The organism is Agromyces sp. GXQ0307, assembly GCF_044769845.1.
GTDB lineage: Bacteria > Actinomycetota > Actinomycetes > Actinomycetales > Microbacteriaceae > Agromyces.
In genome coordinates this window covers 206,211-222,328 of the sequence record NZ_JBIZVY010000002.1, presented here as the reverse complement: position 1 = coordinate 222,328, position 16,118 = coordinate 206,211, and the positions used below count along the sequence as shown (strand labels likewise).

Here is a 16,118-nt window from a genome sequence, read left to right as displayed (position 1 = left end):
CATGAGGAAGAAGGAGCACCCATGACCGACCAGATCCTCTCGCCCGGCGACGTCCGCCTGGCCCCCGCTGCGGCGTCGCGCGAGGACGCCATCCGCGCCGCAGGTGCGATCCTCGTCGAGGCGGGCGCCGTGCGCCCGGAGTACATCGACTCGATGCTCGAGCGCGAGGGCAGCGTCTCGACCTACATGGGCAATTGGCTCGCCATCCCGCACGGCACCAACGAGGCGAAGGACCAGATCCTGCGCTCCGCGCTCTCCTTCATCCGCTACGACGAACCCGTCGACTGGGGCGGCGAGCAGGCACGATTCGTCGTCGGCATCGCGGGGATCGGCGACGAGCACCTCGAGATCCTGTCGAAGATCGCGATCATCTTCTCGGACGAGGACGAGGTCGGAAAGCTCCTCGCCGCCGGCTCGTCGGATGAGCTCGTCGCTTTGCTCTCCGAGGTGAACGAGTCGTGAAGGCCGTCCACTTCGGCGCTGGCAACATCGGGCGCGGCTTCATCGGCCTGCTGCTCCACGATGCGGGCTACGAGGTCGTGTTCGCCGACGTGAACGCCGAGCTGATCGACGCGCTCGCGGCATCCGATCGCTACACCGTTCACGAGGTGGGCGTCGGTGCACGCGACCTGGTCGTCGATCGCTACCGCGCGATCAACTCCCAGACGGATGCCGCGGCCCTTGCCGCCGAACTCGTCGACGCCGACGTGCTCACCACGGCCGTCGGTCCGAACATCCTGCGCTTCATCGCGCCGCACGTGCTGCAGGCGCTGCGCGATCGCGCACCCGACGCACCGCCGCTCGCGGTCATGGCGTGCGAGAACGCGATCGATGCGACGAGCCTGCTCCGCGAGGAGACCCGGCGTCTGGCCGGCCCCGACGAATGGCTCGAGCTCGAACGCCGCGCGGTGTTCGCGAACACCGCCGTCGATCGGATCGTTCCCGGACAGCCCGAGGGCGCCGGGCTCGACGTGACCGTCGAGACCTTCTCGGAGTGGGCGATCGAGGAACCGCCGTTCGGCGACGCGCCGCCGGTCATCCCCGGCGCCCACTTCGTCGATCGGCTCGGGCCCTACATCGAGCGCAAGCTCTTCACCGTGAACACGGGTCACGCCGCGACGGCGTACTTCGGGTTCCTCGCGGGGCACACGCGGATCGCCGAGGCGCTCGCCGACCCGTCGGTCGCCGAGCGCGTCGAGCGGGTGCTGCACGAGACCTCCGCCCTCATCGTCGCCAAGCACGGGTTCGGCGTCGGCGAGATGGCCGAGTACCGGGAGGTCATCCTGGGGCGCTTCCGCAACGAGGCACTGCCCGACACCGTCGAGCGCGTCGGTCGCCAGCCGCTGCGCAAGCTCTCGCGCCGGGAGCGTTTCATCGCGCCCGCCGCCGAGCTCGCCGAGCGCGATCTCCCGGTCGACGGGCTCCTCGCCGCAGTGGGGGCGGCGCTCGGGTTCGACGTGCCCGCCGACCCCGAGAGCGTCGAACTGCAGGAACGGCTGCTGGCGGATGCCGCGCCGACCTTCGTGCGCGAGGTGTGCGGCATCGAGCCTGGGCATCCGCTGCACGATCGCCTCGTCGAGGTGGTCGCAGGCCGCACCGCAAGCTGACACGCGGCTCGAGTGGCGAATCGGGACCGATTCGCCTATAGTTGACCCTTGGTGTTTTGCACGCCCGCTTCGGCATGCCCGATGGGCCCGTCGGGGGTGTGCATCATCATCGCACGACCGACAACCCCAACTCCAAGCGATAGTGAGGCTATGGCCAAGAAAGACGGCGTCATCGAGATCGAAGGCTCGGTCATCGAGGCACTCCCGAACGCGATGTTCCGGGTGGAGCTGACCAACGGGCACAAGGTGCTCGCCCACATCTCCGGAAAGATGCGCCAGCACTACATCCGAATCCTCCCCGAGGACCGCGTGATCGTGGAGCTGAGCCCGTACGACCTGACCCGCGGCCGCATCGTCTACCGCTACAAGTAAGGCCTGTCGGAAAGTAACGACCCGCGGCACCCCGCGGGTACGAGGACAGCGAAAAAAGGAACAACGACTGTGAAGGTCAACCCCAGCGTCAAGCGCATCTGCGACAAGTGCAAGGTCATCCGCCGCCACGGCCGCGTGATGGTGATCTGCGAGAACCCGCGCCACAAGCAGCGCCAGGGTTGAACCGAAGGCTGAGGCCGCGAAGCGGGCTCAGCCGGAGGCTCAAGGTCGAGTAGGCGCGCAGCGCCGTACCGAGACCTCTCGAGGATCTCGATACGCGGCTCCGCCGACACTCGATCAGCGGAAACGCACGACGCAGAACTGAATACGGCACTTCCAAGAACCTTCCGAGATCTCGGTACGCGACTCCGTCGCTACTCGAACACCGGGAGGGGACACCCTCGGACGGAGGCCGAGGCACCGGAAGTGCTCCACACCTCCGACACATCCAACAGGAGAAGCCACCATGGCACGTCTGGCAGGAGTCGACATCCCGCGCGAGAAGCGCGTGGAGATCGCACTGACCTACATCTACGGCGTCGGCCGTACCCGCGCGCTGGAGACGCTCACCGCGACCGGCATCGACGGGAACATCCGAGTCAAGGACCTCAGCGACGAGCAGCTCGTCGCGCTCCGCGACCACATCGAGGGGACCTACAAGGTCGAGGGCGACCTCCGCCGCGAGGTCGCCGCCGACATCCGCCGCAAGGTCGAGATCGGTTCCTACGAGGGCATCCGGCACCGCCGCGGCCTCCCGGTCCGCGGTCAGCGCACCAAGACCAACGCTCGTACCCGCAAGGGCCCGAAGCGCACCGTCGCCGGCAAGAAGAAGCCCGGCCGCAAGTAACCGCTCGCGCCAAGATCTAGGAGATTTCGACAATGGCAGCACCCAAGGCGGCGACTCGCAAGCCGCGCAAGAAGGAAAAGAAGAACATCGCCGTGGGCCAGGCCCACATCAAGTCGACGTTCAACAACACCATCGTGTCGATCACCGACACGACCGGTGCCGTGATCAGCTGGGCCTCCTCCGGTGGCGTCGGCTTCAAGGGCTCGCGCAAGTCGACCCCGTTCGCCGCGCAGCTCGCCGCCGAGTCGGCCGCGCGCCAGGCGCAGGAGCACGGCATGAAGAAGGTCGACGTCTTCGTCAAGGGCCCGGGCTCGGGTCGCGAGACCGCGATCCGCTCGCTCCAGGCCGCGGGCCTCGAGGTCGGCAGCATCAACGACGTGACGCCCCAGGCGCACAACGGCTGCCGTCCGCCGAAGCGCCGCCGCGTCTAGCACTCCGTTCCCGGTGATCGAGTAGGCCGCAGGCCGTATCGAGATCGCACGGTCTCGGTACGCGCCCGGCTGCGCCGGGTGCGACTCGACCACCGGGTCATCCGTTCTCTCAACAACTCAAGATCCTCGAACTCGCAGGTGTCATATAGCGGACACCCTGCCGAAAGGAATCACACCGTGCTGATCGCACAGCGTCCGACGCTCACCGAAGAGAACATCTCGGAGTTCCGTTCGCGTTTCGTGATCGAGCCCCTCGAGCCGGGCTTCGGTTACACCCTGGGGAACTCGCTCCGTCGCACCCTCCTCTCCTCGATCCCCGGCGCCGCCGTGACGAGCATCCGCATCGACGGCGTGCTCCACGAGTTCTCGACCGTTCCGGGCGTGAAGGAGGATGTCACCGAGATCATCCTCAACATCAAGAACCTGGTCGTCTCCAGCGAGCACGACGAGCCCATCACCGCGTACCTGCGCAAGCAGGGCTCGGGTGAGGTCACCGCCGCCGACATCTCCGCTCCGGCGGGCGTCGAGGTGCACAACCCCGACCTGGTCATCGCGACGCTCAATGACTCGGCGAAGTTCGAGCTCGAGCTCACGATCGAGCGCGGCCGCGGCTACGTCTCGGCCAGCCAGAACCGCAACGAGTACTCCGAGGCCGGCCAGATCCCGGTCGACTCGATCTACTCGCCGGTCCTCAAGGTCACGTACCGTGTCGAGGCCACCCGTGCCGGTGAGCGCACCGACTTCGACCGCCTCGTGGTCGACGTCGAGACCAAGCCGGCGATCTCGCCGCGCGACGCGATCGCGTCGGCCGGTCGCACGCTCGTCGAGCTGTTCGGTCTCGCGCGCGAGCTCAACAGCGCCGCCGAGGGCATCGAGATCGGCCCCGCGCCGGTCGACGCCGTGCTCTCGAGCGAGCTGTCGATCCCGATCGAGGACCTCGACCTGTCGGTCCGGTCCTACAACTGCCTCAAGCGCGAGGGCATCAACACGGTGTCCGAGCTCGTGGCGCTGTCGGAGTCGCAGCTGATGAACATCCGCAACTTCGGCCAGAAGTCGGTCGACGAGGTCAAGGACAAGCTCACCGAGATGGGCCTCTCGCTCAAGGACTCGGTCCCCGGTTTCGACGGCGCCCACTTCTACACGGGCTTCGACGACGAGAACTAGCAGGCCACGGGCCGCACCAACCCCACACCACTGGAGATAACGAACCATGCCGAAGCCCACGAAGGGCCCCCGCCTCGGAGGCGGACCCGCGCACGAGCGCCTGCTGCTCGCGAACCTCGCCGCTGCGCTGTTCACGCACAAGCGGATCACCACGACCGAGACCAAGGCCAAGCGCCTGCGTCCGTTCGCCGAGCGCCTGGTGACCTTCGCCAAGCGCGGCGATCTGCACGCGCGTCGTCGCGTGCTCGCCGTGATCGGCGACAAGTCGGTCGTGCACGAGCTGTTCGCGGTCATCGCCCCCCAGGTCTCCGACCGTGACGGCGGCTACACCCGCATCACGAAGATCGGCAACCGCAAGGGCGACAACGCTCCCATGGCCGTGATCGAGCTCGTGCTCGAGCCCGTCCAGCCGAAGCAGCGCGCCGCGAAGCCCGCCGCCGCCCCGGCCGCCGACGAGGCGCCCGCCGAGGAGGCCCCGGCCGAGACCCCCGAGGCCGAGGTGACCGAGGCCGAGGCCGCGGTCGACGAGGCCGCCGGCGCCGAGGCGTCGGAGGAGTCGTCCGAGGCCCCCGCCGAGGAGACCGAGGCCGCCGAGGCGAAGTAGCCCCGCGCATCCCGCAACCGGAACCCCCGCAGCGCTCGCTGCGGGGGTTCCGTGCGTCCACGGGTCGCGGGGACGGCACCGTAGGCTTTCGTGCGTGGGAGCACACGCATGACGCTGCGGGTCAGACTCGATCTCGCGTACCAGGGCACCGGGTTCGCGGGCTGGAGCCGGCAGCCGACGCTTCGGACCGTCCAGGGCGTGCTCGAGGCGGCGCTCGGAACGCTGTTCCGCCGGGAGGGCGCAACGCCGCGACTCGTGGTGGCGGGGCGGACCGACGCGGGCGTGCACGCCACCGGGCAGGTCGCGCACATCGACCTCGAGCCGGAGGCGTTCGCCGCGGTGACGCGACCGAAGCGCGCGGACGCGGCGGGCGGGCCCGCCGCCGACCCGTACGCCGTCCTGGTGCGCCGGCTCACCGGCATCCTCGGCTCGACCGACGATGATGTGGTCGTGCGCTCCGCGCGCCGCGCGCCCGAGGGGTTCGACGCACGGTTCTCGGCGATCTGGCGCCGCTACTCGTACCGGATCGCCGACCTCGGTGCCGAGCGCGATCCCCTCCAACGGCACCGAACGGTCTGGTATCCCCGTGTCCTCGACGCCGAGGCGATGGACGTCGCGGCGCAGACGCTCCTCGGGCTGGGTGACTTCGCGGCGTTCTGCAAGCCGCGCGAGGAGGCCACGACCATCCGCACCCTGCAGTCGTACCGCTGGCGACGCGACGCCGACGGCGTGCTCGTCGCCTCGCTCCAGGCCGACGCGTTCTGTCACTCGATGGTCCGCGCGCTCGTCGGTGCCTGCGTGGCGGTGGGCGAGGGCCGGCTGGATGTCGCGGGACCGGCCGCGCTCATGCGGGCGGGCGAACGGACGAGCGCGTTCAAGGTCCTGCCGGCCAGGGGGCTCACGCTGACCGAGGTCGGCTATCCCGCCGACGAGGAGCTCGCGGCGCGCGCCGCGCAGACGCGGGCGCGTCGCGAATTGCACGTCGATGGGGTCGTCGGCTAAGATTTCCCTTTGGTGCCGTCGACTGCGTCGGTACCCGATGTTGAGCCCTCCACCGGAGCGTTCGACCCGCATCGCGGGAGAACCCCCACCGGAGCGGGATTCACGAACCCCTCACTCGATCAGAAAGCAGCACTACTGTGACGCGCACCTACACCCCGAAGGCGAACGAGATCCAGCGCGACTGGGTCGTCATCGACGCCACCGACATCGTGCTCGGCCGCCTCGCGAGCCACGCCGCCTCGATCCTCCGCGGCAAGCACAAGGCCATCTTCGCCAACCACGTCGACACCGGTGACTTCGTCATCATCGTCAACGCGGGCAAGGTGGCCCTCACCGGCCAGAAGCTCGAGCAGAAGAAGGCCTACCGCCACTCCGGCTACCCGGGCGGCCTCAAGGCCGTCGGCTACGCCGAGCTTCTCGAGAAGAACCCGGTCCGCGCCGTCGAGAAGGCGATCCGCGGCATGCTGCCGAAGAACTCGCTCGGCCGCGCCCAGATCAAGAAGCTGAAGGTCTACGCCGGCCCGGAGCACCCGCACGCGGCCCAGCAGCCGAAGCCGTACACCCTCACCCAGGTCGCCCAGTAAGCCCGGCGCCGAGCGAAAAAGGACTCAGACACCACCATGGCGAAGATCGCAGACCAGATCGACCAGGCTCCTGAGAGCTACACCACCGAGTCGGCTCCGGCCGCCGCTCCTGCGGCGCGTCCCGTGCTGAACGTCTCGGGCGCGGCCGTCGGCCGCCGCAAGCAGGCCATCGCGCGCGTGCGCGTCGTGCCGGGTGCGGGCACCATCACGGTCAACGGCCGTGAGTTCGCGGACTACTTCCCGAACAAGCTCCACCAGCAGCTCATCACCGACCCGTTCACCGTGCTCGAGCTCTCGGGCTCGTACGACGTGGTCGCGCGCATCACCGGCGGCGGCCCCTCGGGCCAGGCCGGCGCGCTCCGCCTCGCGATCGCACGTGCACTGAACGAGATCGACCGCGAGAACAACCGCCCGACCCTCAAGAAGGCCGGCTTCCTGACCCGCGACGCGCGCGTCATCGAGCGCAAGAAGGCCGGTCTCAAGAAGGCCCGCAAGGCGCCGCAGTTCTCGAAGCGCTGAGCGCGAGGACGAGTCTCCGTATGCCTCGGCTCTTCGGAACCGACGGGGTCCGGGGCCTGGCCAACCGTGAACTCACGGCTGACCTGGCCCTGGGCCTCGCCCAGGCGGCTGCCGCCGTCCTCACGCAGGGTCGTCACGCCGACGAACTGCGTGCCGCCGGCCGTCGGCCGGTGGCGATCGTCGCGCGCGACCCGCGCGTGTCCGGCGAATTCCTGACCGCCGCCGTCTCGGCCGGTCTCGCCAGCTCCGGCGTCGACGTGCTCGACGCGGGCGTGATCCCGACGCCCGCGACGGCGTTCCTCATCGACAGCATCGCGGCCGACTTCGGCGTGATGATCTCGGCGTCGCACAACCCCGCTCCCGACAACGGGATCAAGTTCTTCTCGTTCGGCGGTACCAAGCTGCCCGACGAGGTCGAGGACCGCATCGAGTCGTACCTCGGCAAGCAGAAGCTCGCCCCGACCGGCGACGGCGTCGGTCGCATCCGCCGCTTCGCCGACGCGGAGGACCGCTACGTCGTCCACCTGCTCGGCACGCTCCCCAATCGCCTCGAGGGACTCAAGGTCGTCCTCGACTGCGCCCACGGAGCCGCGGCCGGCGTCTCTCCGGAGACCTTCCGCGACGCGGGCGCCGAGGTGATCGTGATCGGCGCCGACCCCGACGGCATGAACATCAACGACGGCGTCGGCTCGACGCACCTCGAGCTCCTGCAGCAGGCGGTGCTCGAGCACGGCGCCGACGTCGGCATCGCGCACGACGGCGACGCAGACCGCTGCCTCGCGGTCGACGCCGACGGCAACGTCATCGACGGCGACCGCATCATGGCGATCCTCGCGGTCTCGATGCACGAGCGCGGCATGCTCACCGATGACACGCTCGTCGTCACGGTGATGTCCAATCTGGGGCTCAAGCGTGCGATGGCCGAGCGCGGCATCCGCGTCGTCGAGACGAAGGTCGGCGACCGCTACGTGCTCGAGGCGCTCGCCGAGGGCGGATTCGCGCTCGGCGGCGAGCAGTCCGGCCACGTGATCATGACCGAGTTCGCCACCACCGGCGACGGCGTGCTCACCGGACTCCACCTCGCGGCCGAGATGGCTCGCACGGGCCGGACTCTGGCCGAGCTCGCGTCGGTCATGACCGTGTACCCGCAGGTGCTCGTGAACGTCCGCGACGTCGACCACCACGGCCTCTCCGACGACTCCGTCATCGCCGACGCGGTGCGCGAGGTCGAGGCCGAGCTCGGCGACACCGGCCGGGTGCTGCTGCGTCCGTCGGGGACGGAACCGATGGTCCGCGTCATGGTCGAGGCCGCCGACCAGGCCGCCGCCGACGCGCACGCCGCCCGTCTCGCCGATGTGGTGCGGGAGCGCCTCGCGCGCTGACCCGCTGCCGCGGCATCCGTCTCGGCACCGACCGCGCGCCCGCCGCGCGGTCGCCTCCTCGGCGTCAGAGCTTGCGCAGGAGCACGCTCGAGACCGTGTGGTCGGCGTCCTTGCGCAGCACGAGCGACGCGCGGGATCGCGTCGGCCGGATGTTCTGCAAGAGGTTCGGCTCGTTGATCGACTGCCAGATGGAACGCGCCCGCGCCCGCGCCTCGTCTTCGGTGAGGCTCGCGTACCGGTGGAAGTAGGAGCGCGGGTTCGAGAACGCCCCGCGCTGCAGCTTCAGGAAGCGCTCCTCGTACCATCGGGCGATGTCGCGCGTGCGCGCGTCGACGTAGATCGTGAAGTCGAACAGGTCGCTGACCGCGAGCCGGTGTCCCGGTCCGGGCGGCTGGAGGACGTTGAGGCCCTCGATGATGAGGACGTCCGGGCGCCGGACCGTGATCTGGGCGTCGGGGACGATGTCGTAGGCGAGGTGCGAGTAGAACGGCGAACGAACCTCGGGCGCGCCCGCCTTGACGTCGCTCACGAAGCGCAGCAGCGCGCGACGGTCGTAGGACTCGGGGAACCCCTTCCGCGCCATGAGCCCGCGACGCTCGAGTTCGGCGTTGGGGAACAGGAAGCCGTCGGTCGTGACGAGCTCGACGCGTGGAGTGTGCTCCCAGCGGGCGAGGAGCTCGCGGAGCAGTCGCGCGATCGTCGACTTGCCGACGGCGACGGAGCCGGCGACGCCGATCACGAACGGCGTCGACTCGAAGCGCTCGCGGAGAAAGGTGCTCGTGACCTCGTGCAACGCCTTGGTGCCGCCGACGTAGAGGTTCAGCAGCCGGCTGAGCGGCAGGTAGACCTCGGAGACCTCGCGAGGGTCGAGCGGTTCGCCGAGGCCGCGGAGCTGCACGATCTCCGTCTCGCGGAGGGGGGACGGCATCGACGGTGCGAGGGCCGCCCACGAGTCGCGGTCGAGCTCCACGAACGGAGAGATCTGCGGCGTGTGCGTCGACGGGCTCTGCGGATCGGGCACCGGCACAGTCTACTGGGCGGCTGCCGCTCCGAGGCGCTGCCCGTCGCCGTGCACGGCCGGCGAGGACGCCGGGCGATGCGGTCGGCACTCAGCCGGGCGCGGATACAATCGAGCCCATGTGTGGAATCGTCGGATACGTCGGAGAGCGCAACAGCCTCGACGTCCTCATGGGCGGCCTTCGCCGCCTCGAATACCGTGGCTACGACTCGGCGGGCGTCGCCGTCGTCGACGGCGCGGGTGACATCGAGACGGCCAAGCGGGCCGGCAAGCTCCAGGTGCTCGCCGACGAGCTCGACCGGCACCCGCTCCGTTCGGGCGGCACCGGCATCGGCCACACTCGCTGGGCGACCCACGGCGGCCCCACCGACCGGAACGCGCATCCGCACCTCGGCGACGAGGGCAAGCTGGCGCTCATCCACAACGGCATCATCGAGAACTTCGCCGAACTGAAGGACGACCTGCTCGCCGAGGGCTTCTCGTTCGAGTCCGAGACCGACACCGAGGTCGCCGCCGTCCTCCTCGGCAAGCTGTACGGCGAGACCGGCGACCTGCGCGAGGCGTTCCGCCGGACCGTGTCGCAGCTCGAGGGCGCCTTCACGCTCCTCGCCGTCCACAAGGACCAGCCCGGCCTCGTCGTGGGCGCTCGCCGGAACTCGCCGCTCGTGATCGGCCTCGGCGACGGCGAGAACTTCCTGGGTTCCGATGTCGCGGCCTTCGTCGAGTTCACGAAGCGCGCCGTCGCGATCGGGCAGGACCAGATCGTGGCGATCACCGCCGACGGCGTGACCGTGACCGATTTCGACGGTGCGGCCGTCGAGGTCGAGCCGTTCGACGTCGCGTGGGACGCCTCGGCCGCCGAGAAGGGCGGCTGGTCCTCGTTCATGCGCAAGGAGGTCTCCGAGCAGCCCGACGCCGTGGCGAACACGATCCGCGGCCGGATCGCGGACGGGGTCGTCTCGATCCCCGAGCTCGACGGCTTCGGCGACGACGCGCTGCGGGACATCCGTCGCATCACGGTCATCGCCTGCGGCACCGCCGCGTACGCGGGGATGGTGGCGAAGTACGCCATCGAGCAGTGGGCGCGCATCCCGGTCGAGGTCGAGCTCAGCCACGAGTTCCGCTACCGGGACCCCGTGATCGACGAGCACACCCTGGTCGTGTCGATCAGCCAGTCCGGCGAGACCATGGACACCCTGATGGCGGTCAAGTACGCGCGCGAGCAGGGCGCGAAGGCGATCTCGGTCTGCAACACCCAGGGCGCGACGATCCCGCGGGAGTCCGATGCCGTCGTGTACACGCACGCCGGTCCCGAGGTCGCGGTGGCGTCGACGAAGGCGTTCGTCGCGCAGATCACGGCGCTGTACCTGTTCGGCCTGCACCTCGCGCGCGTGCGCGGCACCCTGTCCGAGGAGCAGCTCGCGGAGCAGGTCGAGGAACTCCAGGCGACCCCCGAGAAGATCGGCACGGTGCTCGAGCAGGCCGACCGTGTCGGCGAACTCGCGCACTGGATGAGCGACACGCGCTCGGTGCTCTTCCTCGGCCGGCACGTCGGCTACCCGATCGCGCTCGAGGGTGCGCTGAAGCTCAAGGAGCTCGCGTACATCCACGCCGAGGGCTTCGCGGCGGGCGAGTTGAAGCACGGCCCGATCGCGCTCATCGAGCCCGGCCAGCCGGTGTTCGTGGTCGTGCCGAGCCCGCGCGGCTCGGCGAACCTCCACCCGAAGGTCGTCTCGAACATCCAGGAGATCCGAGCGCGCGGCGCGCGCGTGATCGCGATCGCCGAGGCGGGGGATGCCGCGGTGCTGCCGTTCGCCGACGAGGTCATCCGCATCCCGCTCGCGGCCCCGCTGTTCGAGCCGCTGCTCGCGGTCGTGCCGCTGCAGATCTTCGCGATGGAGCTCTCGCAGGCCAAGGGGCTCGACGTCGACCAGCCTCGGAACCTCGCGAAGTCCGTCACCGTCGAGTGAGCGTGGGGCGGAGGTCGGCACGTCCGGCCTCCGCCGCGCCGTCGTGCGGCAGACTCGAGCCGTGAGGTCGGAGGGAGACGAGTGATCGCGGGCATCGGCATCGACGTGGTCGACATCGCGCGCTTCGCGCGATCGCTCGAGCGGACGCCCTCGTTGCGCGATCGCCTGTTCGCCGAGAGCGAACGCGATCGGCCGGCGCGATCGCTCGCCGCTCGGTTCGCCGCGAAGGAGGCCCTCATCAAGGCCCTCGGCGGCCACGCGGTCATCCGCTGGCACGACATGCGCATCGTGCAGGACGCCGACGGCAACCCCGACTTCGCCCTCTCCGGGGCGCTGTCCGCCCACGTCGCGGGCCTCGGCATCGACCGGGTGCACCTGTCGATGAGCCATGACGCGGGCATCGCGAGCGCGTTCGTCGTGCTCGAGCGAGGTGTCGGGCGCGCCGCCACCTCGCGCGAGGCGCTCGCCGGCTCCGATCCGGCCGAGGACGCCGAGTGAACCCCCGGCATGTCCGCTCGCCCTTCCGCGAGGCGGTCATCGACCTCGACGCCGTGCGCGAGAACGTCGCGACCCTCGTCCGAGCGGTCGCCCCCGCCGCGGTCATGGCCGTCGTGAAGGCCGACGGGTACGGCCACGGTGCGGTCGCGGTCGCCCGCGCCGCACTCGCCGGGGGCGCCGAGCGGCTCGGGGTCGCCGACCTCGATGAGGCGCTGGCACTGCGCGACTCCGGCATCGAGGCGCCGGTGCTCGCCTGGCTCCACGATCCCGCCGCGAGGTTCGACGCGGCGATCGCCCACGACATCGATCTCGGCGCCTCCTCGCTCGCCCAGCTCGAGGCCATGGCGGATGCCGCGGCATCCGCCGGTCGCAGCGCGCACGTGCACCTCAAGCTCGACACCGGACTCAGCCGGAACGGCGTGCTGCCGGCCGACTGGGCGGACGTGGTGGCGCGGGCCGCAGTGCTCGAGGCCGACGGCCGGGTGCGCGTGGACGGCCTCTTCAGCCACCTCGCGAACACCTCGCCCGAGGAGGACGCCGCACAGCTCGCGGCGTTCCTCGACGGCGTCGCCACCGCCGAACGGGCCGGACTGACGCCCGGGGTCCGCCACCTCGCCTCGACCGCGGCGGCGCTGCGCATGCCCGAGGCGAGACTCGACATGGTGCGCGTCGGCATCGGCGTCTACGGCGTGCCGCCGTTCGGCGACGGCACGACCGCCGCCGAGCTCGGCCTGACGCCCGTGATGACCCTCCGCGGGCGCGTCGCCGCCGTGCGACGGGTCGAGCCCGGCACCGGTGCGTCCTACGGTCACACCTGGCGAGCGTCGAATCCGACCACGCTCGCCCTCGTCCCGCTGGGCTACGCCGACGGGGTGCCGCGCCAGGCGTCCGGGCGGGGCGAGGTCGCGATCGACGGCACGCGCCACCGCATCGCGGGCCGGATCGCGATGGACCAGTTCCTCGTCGACGTCGGCGACGCCGACGTCGCCGTCGGCGACGAGGTCGTGCTGTTCGGCGACCCGGCGGCCGGTGCGCCGTCGGCCGACGACTGGGGCGACGCGGCCGACACGATCGGCTACGAGATCGTGACCCGCATCGGGCCGCGCGTTCCGCGCACCCACGTCGGGGGCGCATGATGCGTCGAACGATCCCCGACACCGAGGCCATGGAGGCCCTCGGCCACGAGCTCGGCCGCGCGTTCCGCGCCGGCGACCTCGTCGTGCTCACCGGTCCGCTCGGCGCCGGCAAGACGACGCTCACGCGCGGCATCGGCGACGGGCTCGGCGTCCGCGGCCCCGTGCAGAGCCCGACGTTCGTGCTGGCACGGACCCACCCGAGCCTCGTCGGCGGCGCACCGCTCGTGCACGTCGACGCGTACCGACTCGGCAGCGCCGCCGAGCTCGAGGACCTCGACCTCGACTTCGCGCACTCCGTGGTCGTGGTGGAGTGGGGCGCCGGACTCCTCGACGACGTCAGCGAGTCGTGGCTCGAGGTGGTCATCGCCCGACGTCGCGGAGACGAGGCCGGCGCCGACGCGGGCGGGAACGAGGCCGACGCCGAGCTCGACGAGGACGAGCCGCGCACCGTCGAACTGCTCGGCCACGGTCCCCGCTGGGCGGGCACGCCCTTCGCCGTCCAGCCGCGGCTCGAGGGCTGAACGCGCGCCGCAGCGTTCCCGGCCGTCGCCCGGCGGCGCGCATCTAGGCTTGATCCATGCTCCTCGCGATCGACACGTCCACCGGGACGAGCGTCGCCGTGGTCGACCTCGACGGCGGAATCCTCGCCGAGACCGGCACGAACGACACCATGCGCCACGCCGAGCTCATCGGCGACGGCATCCGCGACGTGCTCGCGCGCGCCGACGTCCGCCCGGCCGACCTGTCCGGGGTCGCCGCGGGGATGGGCCCCGGCCCGTTCACGGGCCTGCGGGTCGGCATCGCGGCGGCGCGGGCCTTCGCACTCGGCATCGGGCGCACGGTCGTGCCGGTCGTCAGCCACGACGCGATCGCCCACGCCTGGTACGCGGCCGGCGGCACCGGCCCGCTGCAGGTCGTCACCGACGCCCGACGGCGCGAGTCGGCCGTGACCGACTACGACGGCCTCGACGCAGACGGGCTGCCCGTCCGGCTCGCCGCGCCCCGGCTCGAGCCGCGCGACGCGGTGCCCGCCGCCCGCGGCATCCGCCTCGACGCCGACGCCGTCTCGGCCGGCTCGCTCGGCATGGTCGCCGAACTCGCATCCTCGGCGGGCCGGCTGCCGCTCGCCGGCGACGAGGCGCTCTACCTCCGCGCACCCGACGTGACGCCGTCGGCGGGCAAGCGGGTGCTGCGATGAGCCTGATGCTCCGCCGGGCCGCGCTCGGCGATCTCGACGCGATCATGCGCCTCGAGCGTGCCACGTTCGCGACCGACGCGTGGCCGGAGTCCGCCATGCGCGGCGAACTCGACTCGGCGCACGCGTACTACCTGGTCGCCGTCGACGACGCGCGTCCCGACGAGCCCGTCGCCTACGCGGGACTCCTCGCCCCGCGCGGGTCGGGGCAGGGCGACATCCAGACCATCGCGGTCGATGCCGCCCATCGCGGTGCCGGCCTGGGGCGTGCGCTCATGCACGCGCTCATCGACGAGGCGCGGCGGCGCGGCGCGGCCGAGGTGTTCCTCGAAGTGCGTGCCGACAACCCCGTCGCCCGAGGCCTCTACGAGTCGCTCGGCTTCGCCCCGATCGGCGTGCGGCGCGGGTACTACCAGCCCGACGGCGTCGACGCCGTCGCCATGCGGCTCGACGTCCCGCCGGCCGTCGCGCGTCCGGCCGCGGGGGTCGGCGCAGCCTCGATCCACGACCACGCGACCGCCCCCGACGCGACCGGCGCCGCCACCACCCCTCCGGGAGGACCGCAGTGAACCGCGACGCGCCGCTCGTGCTCGGAATCGAGACCTCGTGCGACGAGACCGGCATCGGCATCGTCCGCGGCACGGAGCTCCTCGCGAACGCCATCGCCTCCTCGATGGACGAGCACGCCCGCTACGGCGGGGTCGTCCCGGAGGTCGCGGCGAGGGCGCACCTCGAGGCGCTCGGCCCGACGATCCGTGCGGCGCTCGACGAGGCATCCGTCGACCTCGCCGACCTCGACGCGGTCGCCGTCACCAACGGGCCCGGCCTCGCGGGGGCGCTCATGGTCGGCGTCGGCGCCGCGAAGGCGCTCGCACTCTCGCTCGAGAAGCCCGTCTACGCCGTCAACCACCTGGTCGGGCACGTGGGCGCCGACCTCATCGGCGACCGGCCGCTCCAGACCCCGAGCGTCGCACTGCTCGTCTCGGGCGGGCACACGTCGCTCCTGCTCGTGCGCGACCTCGACTCCGACGTCGAGCTGCTCGGCGAGACGATCGACGACGCGGCGGGGGAGGCCTTCGACAAGGTCGCGCGGCTGCTCGGACTGCCCTACCCGGGCGGGCCGGAGATCGACCGCGCGGCCGCCGGCGGCGACCCCGACGCCATCCGCTTCCCGCGCGGTCTCACGCGGCCGAAGGACCTCGAACGCCACCGCTACGACTTCTCGTTCTCAGGCCTCAAGACCGCGGTCGCGCGCTGGGTCGAGCAGCGGGAGGCGGCCGGCGAGCCCGTGCCGCTCGCCGACGTCGCGGCGAGCTTCCGCGAGGCCGTCGTCGACGTGCTCGTGACGAAGGCGATCGCCGCGTGCACCGACCTCGGCGTGCCCCGACTGCTCCTCGGCGGCGGCGTCGTGGCCAACCGTCGGCTGCGAGAGGTGGCCGAGACCAGGGCGGATGCCGCGGGCATCGCGCTGCGCATCCCGCCGCTGTCGCTCTGCACCGACAACGGCGCCATGATCGCCGCGCTCGGCGCCCGCCTCATCATGGCCGGGCACGAGCCGTCCACGCTGGAGTTCGGCGCCGACTCGACCCTTCCGGTCACCGACATTCAGAGCTGATTCCGGCCGGGTTCGCCATGGGCACTTCTGCCCACGCGCGGGAGTGGCGGTGCGCGCTATGGTGAGCGAAGAACCCCGCGATCGCGGGTGAGACGACCCGCGCCGCGAGCGTTGACAGCACCCCGCGGCGCTGCCAGCATGGCCGGGTCCGCGCTTGCACGAGAGGAAACCGCA

General features: G+C 71.2%; 19 protein-coding genes and 1 pseudogene. 19 read left to right on the top strand and 1 reads right to left on the bottom strand.

Annotated elements, in window-relative coordinates:
* The first annotated feature begins 21 nt into the window (after positions 1-21).
* The 12 genes from ACIQH8_RS06355 (at position 22) to glmM (ending at position 8,512) form a co-directional block, all read left to right on the top strand.
* Positions 22-462, top strand: a complete 441-nt coding sequence (locus ACIQH8_RS06355) for a PTS sugar transporter subunit IIA (protein WP_400996173.1) — start codon at positions 22-24, stop codon at positions 460-462.
* Entirely contained in the window at positions 459-1,607 is a 1,149-nt protein-coding gene (locus tag ACIQH8_RS06350) for a mannitol-1-phosphate 5-dehydrogenase (RefSeq protein ID WP_400996170.1), read from the top strand. The genes ACIQH8_RS06355 and ACIQH8_RS06350 overlap by 4 nt, the downstream gene beginning before the upstream one ends.
* A 150-nt stretch (positions 1,608-1,757) precedes the next feature.
* The gene (infA, locus tag ACIQH8_RS06345; RefSeq protein ID WP_011186713.1) at positions 1,758-1,979 is read left to right on the top strand and encodes a translation initiation factor IF-1; all 222 of its coding nucleotides are present in this window, start codon (positions 1,758-1,760) and stop codon (positions 1,977-1,979) included.
* Between the two features lie 69 nt (positions 1,980-2,048).
* Positions 2,049-2,162 (top strand): 50S ribosomal protein L36, encoded by a 114-nt coding sequence (gene rpmJ, locus ACIQH8_RS06340; RefSeq protein ID WP_056734976.1) that lies wholly within the window; start codon positions 2,049-2,051, stop codon positions 2,160-2,162.
* 283 nt (positions 2,163-2,445) lie between these two features.
* Entirely contained in the window at positions 2,446-2,826 is a 381-nt protein-coding gene (gene rpsM / locus ACIQH8_RS06335; protein WP_400996166.1) for a 30S ribosomal protein S13, read from the top strand.
* 32 nt (positions 2,827-2,858) lie between these two features.
* Positions 2,859-3,257 carry a 30S ribosomal protein S11 gene (gene rpsK / locus ACIQH8_RS06330; RefSeq protein WP_092668574.1) on the top strand — a complete coding sequence of 133 codons (399 nt, stop codon included), beginning with the start codon at positions 2,859-2,861 and terminating at the stop codon, positions 3,255-3,257.
* 177 nt (positions 3,258-3,434) lie between these two features.
* On the top strand, positions 3,435-4,421 hold the full coding sequence (locus ACIQH8_RS06325; RefSeq protein ID WP_400996164.1) for a DNA-directed RNA polymerase subunit alpha: 987 nt from the start codon (positions 3,435-3,437) through the stop codon (positions 4,419-4,421).
* Positions 4,422-4,467: 46 nt separating this feature from the next.
* Positions 4,468-5,025 carry a 50S ribosomal protein L17 gene (rplQ, locus tag ACIQH8_RS06320; RefSeq protein WP_400996162.1) on the top strand — a complete coding sequence of 186 codons (558 nt, stop codon included), beginning with the start codon at positions 4,468-4,470 and terminating at the stop codon, positions 5,023-5,025.
* 108 nt (positions 5,026-5,133) lie between these two features.
* Positions 5,134-6,027: a tRNA pseudouridine synthase A gene (locus tag ACIQH8_RS06315; RefSeq protein ID WP_400996160.1), complete on the top strand. Its 894-nt coding sequence runs from the start codon at positions 5,134-5,136 to the stop codon at positions 6,025-6,027.
* 137 nt (positions 6,028-6,164) lie between these two features.
* A complete protein-coding gene (gene rplM / locus ACIQH8_RS06310) occupies positions 6,165-6,611 on the top strand; it encodes a 50S ribosomal protein L13 (protein ID WP_129234477.1) in 447 nt (148 codons plus the stop codon).
* Between the two features lie 36 nt (positions 6,612-6,647).
* Positions 6,648-7,130 (top strand): 30S ribosomal protein S9, encoded by a 483-nt coding sequence (gene rpsI, locus ACIQH8_RS06305; RefSeq protein WP_400996156.1) that lies wholly within the window; start codon positions 6,648-6,650, stop codon positions 7,128-7,130.
* A 20-nt stretch (positions 7,131-7,150) separates the two neighbouring features.
* On the top strand, positions 7,151-8,512 hold the full coding sequence (gene glmM / locus ACIQH8_RS06300; protein WP_400996153.1) for a phosphoglucosamine mutase: 1,362 nt from the start codon (positions 7,151-7,153) through the stop codon (positions 8,510-8,512).
* A gap of 64 nt (positions 8,513-8,576) precedes the next feature.
* Here the strand turns inward: glmM and coaA are convergent, their stop codons facing one another.
* Complete coding sequence (gene coaA, locus ACIQH8_RS06295; protein ID WP_400996150.1) at positions 8,577-9,533, bottom strand: type I pantothenate kinase; 957 nt, start codon at positions 9,531-9,533, stop codon at positions 8,577-8,579.
* A 116-nt stretch (positions 9,534-9,649) separates the two neighbouring features.
* Here coaA and glmS point away from each other — a divergent pair, with 116 nt between their 5' ends.
* The 7 genes and pseudogenes from glmS to tsaD all read left to right on the top strand — a co-directional run bounded on the left by glmS (position 9,650) and on the right by tsaD (position 15,944).
* Positions 9,650-11,500 carry a glutamine--fructose-6-phosphate transaminase (isomerizing) gene (gene glmS / locus ACIQH8_RS06290; RefSeq protein WP_400996148.1) on the top strand — a complete coding sequence of 617 codons (1,851 nt, stop codon included), beginning with the start codon at positions 9,650-9,652 and terminating at the stop codon, positions 11,498-11,500.
* 81 nt (positions 11,501-11,581) lie between these two features.
* A pseudogene (locus ACIQH8_RS06285) lies at positions 11,582-11,926 on the top strand (holo-ACP synthase); the annotation flags it as partial.
* 68 nt (positions 11,927-11,994) lie between these two features.
* Entirely contained in the window at positions 11,995-13,134 is a 1,140-nt protein-coding gene (gene alr / locus ACIQH8_RS06280; protein WP_400996146.1) for an alanine racemase, read from the top strand.
* On the top strand, positions 13,134-13,655 hold the full coding sequence (gene tsaE / locus ACIQH8_RS06275) for a tRNA (adenosine(37)-N6)-threonylcarbamoyltransferase complex ATPase subunit type 1 TsaE (protein WP_400996144.1): 522 nt from the start codon (positions 13,134-13,136) through the stop codon (positions 13,653-13,655). The genes alr and tsaE overlap by 1 nt, the downstream gene beginning before the upstream one ends.
* Positions 13,656-13,711: 56 nt before the next feature.
* The gene (gene tsaB / locus ACIQH8_RS06270) at positions 13,712-14,332 is read left to right on the top strand and encodes a tRNA (adenosine(37)-N6)-threonylcarbamoyltransferase complex dimerization subunit type 1 TsaB (RefSeq protein ID WP_400996141.1); all 621 of its coding nucleotides are present in this window, start codon (positions 13,712-13,714) and stop codon (positions 14,330-14,332) included.
* Positions 14,329-14,898, top strand: coding sequence for a ribosomal protein S18-alanine N-acetyltransferase (gene rimI / locus ACIQH8_RS06265; protein ID WP_400996139.1), 570 nt, complete (start codon positions 14,329-14,331; stop codon positions 14,896-14,898). The genes tsaB and rimI overlap by 4 nt, the downstream gene beginning before the upstream one ends.
* Positions 14,895-15,944 (top strand): tRNA (adenosine(37)-N6)-threonylcarbamoyltransferase complex transferase subunit TsaD, encoded by a 1,050-nt coding sequence (gene tsaD, locus ACIQH8_RS06260; protein WP_400996137.1) that lies wholly within the window; start codon positions 14,895-14,897, stop codon positions 15,942-15,944. The genes rimI and tsaD overlap by 4 nt, the downstream gene beginning before the upstream one ends.
* The last annotated feature ends 174 nt before the right edge of the window (positions 15,945-16,118 follow it).